This is a genomic window from Mycobacterium sp. WMMD1722, from assembly GCF_049315205.1.
Lineage (GTDB): Bacteria > Actinomycetota > Actinomycetes > Mycobacteriales > Mycobacteriaceae > Mycobacterium.
Genome location: NZ_CP186056.1, coordinates 4,862,213 through 4,874,830 on the forward strand (window position 1 = coordinate 4,862,213; position 12,618 = coordinate 4,874,830).

The following is a 12,618-nucleotide window of genomic DNA, read 5'->3' on the forward strand; positions in this document are numbered from 1 at the left end:
TCACATTCCCGGGAGGAGTTGCACGACGAGGTCGATGAGTTTGATGCCGATGAAGGGGGCGATGATGCCGCCCAGTCCGTACACCGACAGGTTGCGGCTCAACAGTTTCGAGGCGCTGCCCGGGGTGTACCCCACGCCGCGCAGCGCCAGCGGGATCAGCGCGATGATGACGAGCGCGTTGAAGATGACCGCCGACAGGATCGCCGACTGGGGGCTGTGCAGCCGCATCACATTCAGCAGGTCCAGGCCGGGGAACAGGCCGAGGAACAGCGCCGGGATGATCGCGAAATACTTCGCGATGTCGTTGGCGATGGAGAACGTCGTCAACGCGCCACGGGTGATCAGCAACTGCTTGCCGATCTCCACGATCTCGATCAGCTTGGTCGGATCGGAATCGAGATCGACCATGTTGCCGGCCTCCTTGGCCGCCGACGTGCCGCTGTTCATGGCCACCCCGACGTCGGCCTGGGCCAGCGCGGGGGCGTCGTTGGTGCCGTCGCCGGTCATCGCGACGAGCTTGCCGCCGGCCTGCTCACGCTTGATCAGCGCCATCTTGTCCTCGGGGGTGGCCTCGGCCAGGAAGTCGTCGACGCCGGCCTCGTCGGCGATGGCCTTGGCGGTCATCGGGTTGTCGCCGGTGATCATCACGGTGCGGATGCCCATGCGGCGCATCTCGGCGAAGCGTTCCCGCATGCCCTGTTTGACGACGTCCTTGAGGTGGATGACGCCGAGCACCTCGGCGCGGCCGTGCTGCACCCGACCCACCACCAGCGGGGTGCCGCCGGCGGCGGAGATGCCGTCGACGAGCTCGCCGAGTTCGGTGGGTACGGTGCCGCCTTCGGAGCGGATCCATTCCGCGACCGCACTGGTCGCGCCTTTGCGCAGCCGGCGATCGCCGAGGTCGACGCCCGACATCCGGGTGGTGGCGCTGAACTCGACCCAGGTCGCGTCGGTGAGTTCGCCGGGGGTGCGGGCCCGCAGGCCGTAGCGTTGTTTGGCGTACACGACGATCGAGCGGCCCTCGGGGGTCTCGTCGGCCAAGCTGGACAGCTGTGCGGCGTCGGCCAGGTCGTCTTCGGAGACACCCTGCAGCGCAATGAAGTCCGACGCCTGCCGGTTGCCCAGGGTGATGGTCCCGGTCTTGTCCAGCAGCAGGGTGTTCACATCGCCGGCGGCTTCGACGGCGCGTCCGGACATGGCGAGCACGTTGCGCTGCACCAGACGATCCATGCCGGCGATGCCGATCGCCGAGAGCAGCGCGCCGATGGTGGTCGGGATGAGGCAGACCAGCAGGGAGACCATGACAATGCCGGTGATGCCGTTGCCGTCGAGGGCCAGGGTGTCGGGGACACCGGGGTTGTTCGCCTTGGCGAAGATGGCCAGCGGCTGCAGGGTGGCGACGGCGAAGACGAAGATGATCGTCAGCGCGGCCAGCAGGATGTTCAGTGCGATCTCGTTGGGCGTCTTCTGCCGGTCGGCGCCTTCGACCAGGGCGATCATCCGGTCGATGAAGCTCTCGCCGGGCTTCTGGGTGATCCGCACGACGATGCGGTCACTCAGCACGGTGGTGCCGCCGGTGACCGCAGAACGGTCGCCACCGGATTCGCGGATCACCGGTGCGGATTCACCGGTGATGGCCGACTCGTCCACCGAGGCGATGCCCTCGATGACGTCACCGTCACCGGGGATGACCTGTCCGGCTTCGACCACCACGATGTCGCCCTGTTGCAGCAGCGGCGCGGCGACCTCCTCTTCGCGTCCCGACGCGTCGAGGCGACGGGCCATGGTCGAGGTCTTGGCTTTACGCAGACTCTCGGCTTGGGCTTTACCGCGGCCTTCGGCGACGGCTTCGGCGAGGTTGGCGAAGACGATGGTCAGCCACAGCCACGTCACGATCAGCCAGCCGAACCAGCTGGGATCGAGGATGGCGCACACGGCGGCCCATACGGCGCCGATCTCGACGATGAACATGACGGGGTTGCGCCACAGGGTGCGGGGGTCGAGCTTGCGCAGCGCCGCGGGTAGCGAGCGCCAGAGCAGCTTCGGGTCGAGCAGACCGCCCCGGATGCGTTTGGGCGCTGCGGTTTCGGGGGCGTCGGTGCGCGCCTCGACAGCGGTGATGGTCATGGTCAGTGGATTCCTTCGGCGAGGGGGCCCAGCGCGAGCATGGGCAGAAAGGTCAGGGCAACGAGGATCAGGGTGACGCCGGCGACCATCCCGACGAACTGGGGCCGGTGGGTCGGCAGGGTGCCGACCGATTCGGGCGTCTTGCCCTGGCGGGCGAACGATCCCGCGAGCGCCAGCACCAGGATGATGGGCAGGAACCGGCCGAACAGCATGGCCAGGCCGAGCGCGGTGTTGTACCACTCGGTGTTGACCGAGATGCCGGCGAAGGCCGAGCCGTTGTTGTTGCCCGCCGAGGTGAATGCGTAGAGCACCTCCGACAGGCCGTGCGGTCCGGTGTTGAGCATGCCCGCCCGCTGGCCGGGCATGGCCATCGCGACGGCGGTGCCGGTCAGCACGATCAGCGGTGTGATGAGGAAATAGGTTGCAGCGAGCTTGATCTCGCGCGGGGTGATCTTCTTGCCCAGGTACTCCGGGGTGCGCCCGACCATGAGACCGGCGACGAACACGGTGATGATGGCCAGGATCAGCATGCCGTAGAGGCCGGATCCGACCCCGCCGGGGGCGACCTCACCGAGCTGCATGTTGAACAGCGTCATCAGGCCGCCGAGGCTGGTGTAGGAATCGTGGAAGGAATCCACCGCACCGGTGGAGGTGAGGGTCGTCAGATCGGCGAATACCGCGGAGTTCGCAACGCCGAAGCGCTGTTCGACCCCTTCCATCGCCGCGCCGGTCGCGGTGGGCACGGTGCCGTGGGCCTGCAGCTGGAACAGCAGCATCAGCGAGACGCTGGCGGTGGCGATGACGGTCATGGCGGCGACGATCGCGTAACCCTGTCGGCGGCTGCCGACCATCCGGCCGAAGGTGCGCGGCAGCGAGAACGCGATGCACGACAGCAGGAAGATCTCGACCCAGTTGGTCCACGTCGTCGGGTTCTCGAAGGGGTGCGCGGCGTTGGCGTTGAAGAAGCCGCCGCCGTTGGTGCCGAGTTCCTTGATGACCTCCTGGCTGGCGACCGGGCCGCCCGGGATGGTCTGCTGCGCACCGGACAGGGTGGTGGCCACCTGGCTGTGCACGTCGAAGTTCTGGATGACGCCGCCGGCGACCAGGATGACCGCACCGATGATGCTGACCGGCAACAGGATCCGCATGATGCCGCGGATCAGGTCGACCCAGAAGTTGCCCAGCTCGCCGGTGTTGCGCCGGGCCAAGCCCCGGACGAACGCCATGGCCACTGCCATACCGACCGCGGCGGAGGCGAAGTTCTGCACGGCCAAACCGGCCATCTGGACGAGGTGGCCCTGGGTGGATTCGCCCGAATAGGCCTGCCAGTTGGTGTTCGTGACGAAGCTGACCGCGGTGTTCCACGCCAGTGCGGGGGTCATCTCGGTGCCCGGCTCGCTCAGGTGCAGCGGCAACTTGCCCTGGATCAGCTGGAGGAAGAACAGCAACAGCACGCTGACGGCTGAGAAGGCCAGCACGCTGCGGGCGTAACCGGCCCAGTTCTGTTCGGACTTGGGGTCGGCGCCGATCAACCGGTAGACGACGCGCTCTGCACGCCAATCTTTCTCAGACGAGTAGACCCGGTACATGTAGTCACCGAGCGGGATGTGCACGGCTGCCAGACCGACGACGAGTGAGGCGAGGAAGACGATCCCCGCGGTGGTGGTGTCCACTCAGAACCTCTCGGGAAACAGCAGGGCGGCGAAGACGAAGACCGCGATGGCAGCGGCGAGGACCACGCCGACGATGTTCTGGATCACAGGCGCTCGGCCCACTTCTGCACCAAACCCAAGAGCGCGAAGACCGCGACCGTCAGGGCGGTGTACACGACAACAGACATTCCGTCTCCCATTTACGGCCACCGGCTCTCGGTGGCCGTGCACCAGAATCGGCCCTGTTCAGAGCGTTGAGCCCGGTCTTGACGGTTTCTTGACGGTGTGGGCGGCGACCTTTACGGCTTTCGCGCTGCGCCCGCACTGGCAGGTTGACAGGTCGCCCCCAGTGGGATGTCAGACCTGCGGCTCAAGATCTTCGGTATGAACCGATTTCGTCGCACCCAGTCACTGCCGCGCTACGCGGTCTGCCGGCGCGCTTTGCGCGGCACCCCCCTGCTGGTGCCCGCCGAACTCCTCACCAGTGCCTCGGTGGCCGAGTGGGTGCGCCGGCGCGGCCTCGGTGTGGACGTGTCGGGGGCCGAGCAGCTGCGCCTGGCGCTGGCGACGGGGTTGCCCGCGGTGCGGGTGGCCGCGCAGTGCCCGGACGTGCTGACGGTCGAGGCGGCGATGGCCGCGCCGGTCGGCCGGTTCGTCATCAGCTCGCGGGCAGAGGTGATGCTGTTGGCCAATCGGCAGGCGGCGACGCCGCGGGTGGTGGTCGACGTGACCGAATCGGCGGGGGAGCGGTTGGCGGCCTCGGTGGTGGGTATGGCGCGGCTGGACGTCGTCGGGTTGCGCTGCCGGGTCGGCGGTCAGGACGACGATGCCGCCGACGCGGTGCGTGCGATGGTGGAGCAGATGGCCCGTATCAAGCGGGCGCACGGGGTGATCATGACGCGGGCCTGCCTGTCCGGGTTCGGGCGCGGAGGCGCAGATTCGGCGGAGTTGCGCGACGGGGTGCACCAGTTGCAGCTCACGGTGGAGGAGGCGTGTGCCGAGTTGAGGTATCCGCGGCCCGCGTTGGTGCTGTCGCTGGATGCCGAGGCGCTGGTCGACGTCGCGTAGACGGACTGAGCATTTATACCCCCTAGGGGTATAGTGGCCGGCGTGAGCGAGCACCACGGACATGCCGGCCATGATCAGGCCGGCCACGAGCACGCCGCGCACGACATGGGCGGCGGCCTCAATGCGATGGCCGCCAGCGCGACGCTGCATTGCCTGACCGGATGCGCGATCGGTGAGATCGTCGGGTTGATGGTGGGCACCGCGCTCGGGTTGAGCAGCATCGCGACGATCGCGCTCGCGGTGGCGCTGGCGTTCGTCTTCGGCTATTCGCTGTCGACGCTGCCGCTACTGCGGGCCGGCCTGGCGCTGGGGACGGCGCTGAGCGTCGTGCTGGCGGCGGACACGCTGTCGATCCTGACCATGGAGATCGTCGACAACATCGTGATGGCGCTGATCCCGGGAGCGATGAACGCCGGCCTGGTGAACGTCGTCTTCTGGGTGGGCATGTCGATCGCGTTGGCTACCGCGTTCGTGGCGGCGTATCCGGTGAACCGGTATCTGCTGCAGCGCGGCAAAGGTCATGCGCTGACCCACGAGTATCACCACGGGGGCGGAGAGGCCGAGGGGTGGCGGCGGTGGATCCCGTCGCTGGGGACCGGTGCGCTGGCTGCGGCCATCGCGGCCTTCATGCTGGGCGGGCTGGTGGTGGCGATCGCCGCGGAGATGGGCGCCGGCTGAGAGATCAGTCGGCGGCGGAGCTCGGTGTGGCAGCACTTTCGAGCGCGTGGAGTAATTCGGTGAGCGAGGTTGCCGAGTAGGCGTCGAGGTCCCACAGATCGATGGTCTGGACGATCCAGAACACCGCGAATGCCAGGATCAGGAGAGCTTCCACGATGAGCACGCCTAGCGGGTGGTTGGTGAAGTCGGCGGCGATGGCCAGCGCGAGCGTGACGATCATGGCTGCGGCGAGGGACAGATACAGCAGCACGAAGCACATTCGCCGGGTGGTGCGGCTGCGCCGGGCCGCCGCGTAGAGCGCGTAGTGCACGACGACGGCAATGATGCCGAGGAACATGGCGATGGCGGCGATGTTGTGTCCGTAGCGGCCGGAGAATCGGGGGTCGACAAAGAACGCGATGGCCAGGGCAGCCAGCAGTGCGGTCAACAACCACGGCAGCACCGCGTCCAGGACGGCCACCGGGCGGGCGGCCAGTCGCAGGATGCGCCGCAGAAGCCGCAGCAGGGCGTGCGGAGGGTGCGCCGTGCCGGCTTCGGGTGCTTTCGTCGTCGACATCGGGAGAAGCAGGCGAATCGCTCCGTAGCTGGCCACGCCGACGGTGACCGCTACGAGCAGCGCACCAATGTTGTTGCCCGCGGCGGCGGTTGGATCGTCGATGCCGGGCATGCCGGCGCCGCACAGTGTGGGCGCAGTGGTCGGCACGAGCGCGACCACGAACGCGAGAAGTCCGGAGAAGTTGAGCAGCAGATCCTCGGTGGCGGTGTGCCCGCGGTAGACGATCAAGCAGATGCCGATGGCGCACAGTGACGCGACGAAAATCAGATGTGACGGCGTGTAGTAGTAGTCGCTGATCGAGCCTTGCCAGCAGTCGGCGGCGGCTTCGGTGAACAGAATCGACGCGCCGAGCATCACGACCAGGGTGACCAGCGCCATGCGGAGGTAGCGGTAGGTGATGAGGGCTTCCCGCACGGCCTCGGCCACGGCTCACGGTATCAACGGGCGTGGGCGGCGCGTGGCTGTCCGGCCGACGATTACCCTTCTTTACCGGCGGCCCCCATAGCCCAATTGGCAGAGGCAGCGGACTTAAAATCCGCCCAGTGTCGGTTCGAGTCCGACTGGGGGCACCGGAATTCTGAACGCGTATGCGCTGGTAGCGGCTATTTCGCCGTTTGCTGAGTGGTGGCCGATGAGGTCCGTGCCCACATTTTGCCCACAGTCACATCTAATTTGTCGGCAACTGCAGTGAGGTCGTCGTCGAAAAGGTCCGCGTAAACATCCAGGGTCATGGCCGCGGACGAGTGGCCGAGCATCCGCTGAACCACCTTCACATTGGCGCCGGCCGAGATCGCTAACGACGCCGCGGTGTGCCGCAGGGCGTGCGCGGTGATCCGCGGGAAAACCGGCGTCGTCGGCTCCTTGCCCTCCTTGGTCCGCGCCGCCTCGGCTGCGGCCTGGCACCTCTCTACGGCACCCGATAACCAAGACTCGTGCGACGACGGCGGACCGAGATAACCACCGTCCCGCGCCGGCCAGATCAGCGCGCCGTGCTCCTTGCCCTCACACGTGCGGGCCAACTCCTCGACGACGAACACCGGCAGCGCCACCGTGCGACTCTTTCCAGTCTTCAACGTGCCCACGTGAACATCTCCGCCGACCATCACAGCGTTCTCGTGCAACGTGATCCGACGCTTGAGGAAGTCGACGTCACCGACACGAAGGGCCGCTGCCTCTCCCCACCGCAGGCCCGCAGTTCCGAGCAGAAGCACCAGTGAGCCGTACCGGCCAGACTCCACCGCCAGCGCGTGCAACTGCTCGGCGCTGAGGTAGACGTTCTTCCGCTTCGCCCTGGCGGGCAACTTGACGCCCCGCGCCGGATTGACAGCAATTCGGCGGTCCCGGACGGCATCGTCGAGGATGCGGGCCAGCACCGAATATGCAGTAGCGACCAGCGTGCCCTTCCGCCGGCCTGACAACTCAGTGACCCAACCCTGAACACTGGAGTACTCAATCTCAGCGATGGACTTCGACCCCCACCGCGGCTTCACGTGCACCCGCCACGCGGACTCGATCGAGTGGAACGCGGACGGCTTCATCACGCCCTTCTGGCGGTCCAGCCACCCCGGCCCGAGGTCGCCGACCGTGGCCTTGCCCAGCACCGGCGCGACGTACTCACCGCGGAACTTCGTGACCTCAACCGTGGCCGCGAAAGCCTCGGCATCCCGCTTGGTCTTGAACCCGCGCTTATCGGTCTGGCGACGATCTGGGGTGCGGTATCGAACTCGGTACCGCCTTGCGCCGGAGGTCGTTTCGTAGCTACTGATCGTCGCCATCGGGCGCCTGCACTTCCCGCTCGAGCTGTCTCTTGCGCGTCTGCTCTCGCGATTCAGCCCATGTGCTGTCATAGAAATCCAGAGTGGAACCGTTCGGCCCGTCTAGGTCCTGCAGCATCCACTGCGGCCAGGCGCGCCGAAAGAAGTCACTCGGCTTGGTAAAGCCGCCGACGTGCTCCAGGGCCCAGTACGCCCACATGCTGGCTGACACCCATTCCCAAAGAACCCGCGCATTCTCCGGCTGCGGAAGCCCTGTAGCCGAGACCCTAGCGCCCGCGTCGTCGGCGTCTGGGTAGATGAGGGTCGATGGCGAAACCCCAAGTGCAACAGAGAGAGCCATCAAGTCGTCTACAGTCACGCGGCGCTCGCCCGACTCGATCCGACGAATTCCCACGGCGTTGATCGACCAATTGGCGCGTGCCAACAACGTGTCTGAGAGCTGCTTGTAATTCATTTTCTGAGCCGTACGAAGGCGTGCCACGTTCTCGGCGACCGTCTTTGCCGTGGGACCGGACTCTGGTTCTTTGCCTGCCACACTGCGCACACTGCCATACTTTGGCACTCAAATCCACATCTCTTGACGATCCATAACGCCGCGTGGTAGAACTGACTCGTTGTCAAAGTATGGCAATAAAATCGAACGGAGATGACAATGCGGAATCGGGTCGTTCCGGAGGAACTGCCGGCCATCGCTACCGCGGCACAGGTGGCTGATTTCCTCCAGACGACGGTTGACGCCCTGGCGCAGGATCGATACCGCCGTCGCGGTGTCCCCTGGATCAAGGTTGGCGGCCGGGTGCGCTATCTACGCGAGGACGTTCTCGCCTATCTACACGCGAATCGATACGGCGGTGACGCCGCCTAGATGACGAGACCAGTGAGTGCCTCAACCACCGGTGGTTCCACAACAGCCCAAGCGGCCCCCACCGGAAAGCTCGACTCAGCGGTAGTTGGAACGCCGAGACACCTAGCGCAGTACGACCATGCCGACCTCGGCCTGATCCCCGACTCGGATCACACGGAAGACCTCCGGACTACCCGGTCCGGAAACAGTGACGCCGGCAGGGCTGCCACCCGACCGGCGTCTGAACCAACCCTCATCAGAAAGTAGGTACATCCATCATGGCTGCACGAACGAAGAAGAGCAACACCACCCCGGTCGATCCGAACCCGGTGGACCTCGAGCCAGTAGACCTCGATCCTCGACCCCCTCATCTGGAGGCCTGGGACCGCCTCTGCGAGAAGGCCGGCGGCAACGGCACCATTTACCACGGCGGTGACGCCTCGGTGGTCATGTCGATCCCCCGACCGATCTGGGCCGACCCGGATGAGGATCTTGTAGGGCGCTCGATGCTCGTCACGAGCTACAAGTCGAGCTCCGCGTACGTCACCTTCAGCCACCAGACCGGAAAGTCTGACGGTGAAAAGTGGTACAGCGCCGGGATGTACATCTCGGCCAAGATGTTCGACGACGGCGAGCCGCTCATCGGCATCTCCTACAGCGACGCCGACATGATCACCGGCGAGTGGAATAAACCCGTTACAGCCAACATGACCCCGGCGGAAGCACTCGAATTGGCCGAGGTGCTGCGGGCCGCGGTAGCCCTGTTCGGCGGTGACAAATGACCGCCGCCGTGGATCGGATGTTCGCCGCCACATGGGACATCGACGCCGCCAGAGGGCACGCCGACACCGTGTGCTGCCTCATCGACAATGCGATCGGGCATCTCGACGACGCACGGAAGACCCGCGCCACCGAGATCCTCGACCAAGCGACGGCGCTCCTGGCCGAACTCGACCGGCTCCGGGCGGCACTGTGACCGAAGCGAAGACGGAGACCCGCACCCCGAGCTGGGGTGCGGGTTCTCCCGCGTCGTCTCAGGAAGTTTCATGGTGGGCCACCCACGTGTTCATCACCGAGATGGTCGCGCAGGCCAACACGACGTTGCCGTGGGCCGGCACACCAGCATGGCGGGCACTCGACGACGCCGACCCCCGAAAACTGCTGTCCCTCGCGGTCGCAGGTGAGCACCACGTGCTGCGCGTCGAAACCGGCCAGGACGCCATCGCACAGGCGAACGTCGACCTGTCGACCGCCGAGGACTGGACCGAGGTTGCACGACGGGTTCAGCGGCGCCACGAGATCGACGAGATTCGGAGGGCATCGTGACGCGAAAGTCGTCGTTCTGTTGGGACTGCGACGAGGTCGGACCCGACAAGCTGTGCGAGAAGCACGAGGCCGAGAAGCGTGGTTTGATCCCCGGACGCCAACTCGTAGTCACCCGTGGCTCGCAGGTGAAGGCCAAACGTCTGGTGTGGTGGGAGCCGGGACTCGTCCTCCAAGACGCGATCAACCTGCTCGCCGCCCGCGAAGGAAAAGGCAAGTCCACCGTCGCATCATCGTGGGCCGCCCGCGAGACACTCAACGGCGGCACCGTGATGTGGATCGGCACCGAGGAATCCCGCGAATGCGCGATCGCACCCCGACTCATGGCGGCCGGCGCCGACATGGACCGCGTCATCTTCATCGACGTCGAAACCGAACTGGGCTCCGGCGCCCTGGTGTTCCCCCTCGACCTGCGCGGCATCGAAGAGGTCATCCGGGAGCACGACGTCACCATGTTGTTCCTCGACCCCGCCAAGGCCGTCGTGCCATCCGGGTTCTCGGGTAACGACGACATCGCCGTCCGCCAGTACCTCGAGCCCATCGCCGCCCTAGCCGACCGCGCCAAGGTCACCGTCGTCGGCTTGGCCCACTTCGGTAAGCGACAAGGCGCGGACTCCGGGCAATTACTACTGGGCTCGGTGGCCTGGTCCCAGGTGGCCCGCTGCGTCCTGTCGATCGCCGAGAACGAGGACACCGGCACCCGCGTGCTGACCAACACCAAGGCCAACTACGTGGGCACCGACCGATCGGTGGAGTTCCGCATCGTGTCCACCACCGTCGACACCGACGACGGACCCGCCGAGATCGGATCGGTGGAATGGCTCGGCGACACCACGGTCGACGCACGCGATCTTCTCGCAGGGGACGGCGACGATGACGCCGGTGAACGGACCGCCGCAGAGCATTGGCTGCACGACTACTTGACCGAGAACGGAGCAACGGCATCCAAGGTCGTCAAGGCCGAGGCCCGCAAGGAGGGGATCAGCGAAGCCACCCTGAAGCGGGCAAAGAAGCGGATCGGCATCATCGACCAATCCTCGGGGTTCCCGCGGACGTCCACATGGAACCTGCCCAGTCAGATCAACGGTGAGCCAACTGGGGCGTCACATGAGCCGACTGAGCCAACTGAGCCAACTGGGCCCGACCTGCACAAACGCGATGAGCCAACTGGGCCGAACCTCCAGTCGGCTCACGCATCTATGTGTGAGCCGACTGGAGAGCCCACTGAGCTGACAGCGGCACTCGCGGCACCAACGCCGCTGAGTGTTCGCCGGCAGGAACTGAGCCACCGTCGCACCATCCGCGTAAAGGGCAAAGAAGTTCCCCGCTGCTACATCTGCGGCAAGGCGGTTATGGCAGGACAGGGTGAAGCCCACCTGTCGTGTCTCAGCAAAGAGCAATCAGCATGACCGCCCGCCGCGTCATCTTCCTGCCGCCCAGCACCTGGGACACCCACACCATCGAGGAGAACCCCATGACCGACAACCCCGCTCCCATCAACCGCCGGCTGACCGACGACGAACGGCAACTGCTCGCTGAGCTGACCGTCTGGGTCATCGCCGAGCAGAAAGGGATCACCGACGAGGAAGCAGGCCGCGCACTGGAAGCCCTCAACAACAAGGGCGGTCTGTACATGTCCGGCGATGCCGTCGATGCCTACGTCAGATTCAGCGAGAGCAACAAAGTGATCGTCCACGTCACCCGCGAGTGGTTGGCCTACTGGGCGCACACCGAAGAGGAACTGACCGGCGACGAGATCAGGCGCAGCATGACCTGGCACGAACCCGAGGGTGGCCAGTGACCATGCGTACGTGTCTCGACTGCGGCGAGCCCAGCACCGGTCCTCGCTGCCCCGAGCACACCACCACAGCCAAGGGCACGGCGACCGCCCGCGGTTACGACGCAGCCTGGGACTGCCTGTCCCGCAGAGCCCGCCGACTCCAACCGTTCTGCACCGACTGCGGCAGCACCGAGGATCTGCAGGGTGACCACACCCCCGAGGCGTGGGCACGCAAGGCCGCTGGCAAGCCGATCAGGCTGCAGGACATCGTCGTCCGGTGCGGACCTTGCAACCGCGCTGCCGGCGCCGCACGCGGACCGTCAGCCACCAGGGGGGTGCACCCCACCGAGGGCCACCAGCGACCCCTGCCCAGCCCGAGTTTGCGTCTCACACCATCAGTCGGTCGGCTTGAGCCACCGAAGTCGTTTGGACTCCATGCCGCGGAACGCCGCAACCGCGATCAGGAACAGAGCGATAATCCAGATCACGTCGTCAACCTTCACCGTCAGCTCCAGGTCGAACCCGGCGCCGAGTACGACGGCGCCGGTAGCGATCGGGGTCGTGTGCTTGAGGGCGCGACCCCAGCGACGGACCTCGTGGTTCGTTGCGGACATCAGGATGTCGCCCAAGCCCAAGCCGATCGCCAGAATGGCGATGACTACGGTGATGGTGACGACAGTGCCGAACCCGGGGTCGACGTAAACGGGCCCATCTGCCGCGAGGTTCATCTTCGGAGCGTGCCATGAAGGCTGGGCCTAAAGGAACTATTAAGTCGGCGCCGCTCGACTTCTCGGGGCTGCCCGACGGCCGTACGG

15 protein-coding genes and 1 tRNA gene are annotated in these 12,618 nt (G+C 66.1%); 9 read left to right on the forward strand and 7 right to left on the reverse strand.

From position 1 onward, the window contains the following. Genes kdpB through ACN27E_RS23525 form a run of 3 tightly spaced genes read right to left on the reverse strand, consistent with a single transcriptional unit; the run spans position 1 to position 3,902 of the window. Entirely contained in the window at positions 1-2,127 is a 2,127-nt protein-coding gene (kdpB, locus tag ACN27E_RS23515; RefSeq protein WP_422745160.1) for a potassium-transporting ATPase subunit KdpB, read from the reverse strand. A gap of 2 nt (positions 2,128-2,129) precedes the next feature. Then, on the reverse strand, positions 2,130-3,800 hold the full coding sequence (gene kdpA, locus ACN27E_RS23520) for a potassium-transporting ATPase subunit KdpA (RefSeq protein ID WP_422745162.1): 1,671 nt from the start codon (positions 3,798-3,800) through the stop codon (positions 2,130-2,132). After that, positions 3,801-3,902, reverse strand: a complete 102-nt coding sequence (locus ACN27E_RS23525) for a potassium-transporting ATPase subunit F (RefSeq protein WP_422745163.1) — start codon at positions 3,900-3,902, stop codon at positions 3,801-3,803. A 261-nt stretch (positions 3,903-4,163) separates the two neighbouring features. On the opposite strand from ACN27E_RS23525, the gene ACN27E_RS23530 reads away from it, so the two are divergent. Further along, complete coding sequence (locus tag ACN27E_RS23530; RefSeq protein ID WP_422745164.1) at positions 4,164-4,847, forward strand: decarboxylase; 684 nt, start codon at positions 4,164-4,166, stop codon at positions 4,845-4,847. Positions 4,848-4,889: 42 nt separating this feature from the next. After that, positions 4,890-5,525, forward strand: coding sequence for a DUF4396 domain-containing protein (locus ACN27E_RS23535; RefSeq protein WP_422745166.1), 636 nt, complete (start codon positions 4,890-4,892; stop codon positions 5,523-5,525). Between the two features lie 4 nt (positions 5,526-5,529). Here the strand turns inward: ACN27E_RS23535 and ACN27E_RS23540 are convergent, their stop codons facing one another. After that, entirely contained in the window at positions 5,530-6,507 is a 978-nt protein-coding gene (locus tag ACN27E_RS23540) for a diphosphate--fructose-6-phosphate 1-phosphotransferase (protein WP_422745167.1), read from the reverse strand. Between the two features lie 69 nt (positions 6,508-6,576). On the opposite strand from ACN27E_RS23540, the gene ACN27E_RS23545 reads away from it, so the two are divergent. Continuing rightward, positions 6,577-6,650, forward strand: a tRNA-Leu gene (locus ACN27E_RS23545). A 33-nt stretch (positions 6,651-6,683) separates the two neighbouring features. Here ACN27E_RS23545 and ACN27E_RS23550 read toward each other — a convergent pair. Then, on the reverse strand, positions 6,684-7,856 hold the full coding sequence (locus ACN27E_RS23550; protein ID WP_422745169.1) for a tyrosine-type recombinase/integrase: 1,173 nt from the start codon (positions 7,854-7,856) through the stop codon (positions 6,684-6,686). Beyond that, positions 7,840-8,391 carry a helix-turn-helix domain-containing protein gene (locus ACN27E_RS23555; RefSeq protein WP_422745170.1) on the reverse strand — a complete coding sequence of 184 codons (552 nt, stop codon included), beginning with the start codon at positions 8,389-8,391 and terminating at the stop codon, positions 7,840-7,842. The genes ACN27E_RS23550 and ACN27E_RS23555 overlap by 17 nt, the downstream gene beginning before the upstream one ends. Positions 8,392-8,508: 117 nt before the next feature. Between ACN27E_RS23555 and ACN27E_RS23560 the strand changes: the two genes are divergently transcribed. The 6 genes from ACN27E_RS23560 to ACN27E_RS23585 all read left to right on the forward strand — a co-directional run bounded on the left by ACN27E_RS23560 (position 8,509) and on the right by ACN27E_RS23585 (position 11,824). Further along, positions 8,509-8,721, forward strand: a complete 213-nt coding sequence (locus tag ACN27E_RS23560) for a DNA-binding protein (protein WP_422745172.1) — start codon at positions 8,509-8,511, stop codon at positions 8,719-8,721. A 257-nt stretch (positions 8,722-8,978) separates the two neighbouring features. After that, on the forward strand, positions 8,979-9,482 hold the full coding sequence (locus tag ACN27E_RS23565) for a hypothetical protein (RefSeq protein ID WP_422745173.1): 504 nt from the start codon (positions 8,979-8,981) through the stop codon (positions 9,480-9,482). Beyond that, entirely contained in the window at positions 9,479-9,676 is a 198-nt protein-coding gene (locus ACN27E_RS23570) for a hypothetical protein (protein WP_422745174.1), read from the forward strand. The genes ACN27E_RS23565 and ACN27E_RS23570 overlap by 4 nt, the downstream gene beginning before the upstream one ends. Next, positions 9,673-10,026: a DUF2742 domain-containing protein gene (locus ACN27E_RS23575; RefSeq protein WP_422745176.1), complete on the forward strand. Its 354-nt coding sequence runs from the start codon at positions 9,673-9,675 to the stop codon at positions 10,024-10,026. The genes ACN27E_RS23570 and ACN27E_RS23575 overlap by 4 nt, the downstream gene beginning before the upstream one ends. Further along, positions 10,023-11,432 (forward strand): AAA family ATPase, encoded by a 1,410-nt coding sequence (locus ACN27E_RS23580; RefSeq protein ID WP_422745177.1) that lies wholly within the window; start codon positions 10,023-10,025, stop codon positions 11,430-11,432. The genes ACN27E_RS23575 and ACN27E_RS23580 overlap by 4 nt, the downstream gene beginning before the upstream one ends. Further along, positions 11,429-11,824: a hypothetical protein gene (locus ACN27E_RS23585; protein ID WP_422745179.1), complete on the forward strand. Its 396-nt coding sequence runs from the start codon at positions 11,429-11,431 to the stop codon at positions 11,822-11,824. Before ACN27E_RS23580 ends, ACN27E_RS23585 begins: the two co-directional genes overlap by 4 nt. A 374-nt stretch (positions 11,825-12,198) precedes the next feature. Here the strand turns inward: ACN27E_RS23585 and ACN27E_RS23590 are convergent, their stop codons facing one another. After that, positions 12,199-12,531 (reverse strand): hypothetical protein, encoded by a 333-nt coding sequence (locus tag ACN27E_RS23590; protein ID WP_422745181.1) that lies wholly within the window; start codon positions 12,529-12,531, stop codon positions 12,199-12,201. Positions 12,532-12,618 lie beyond the last annotated feature (87 nt).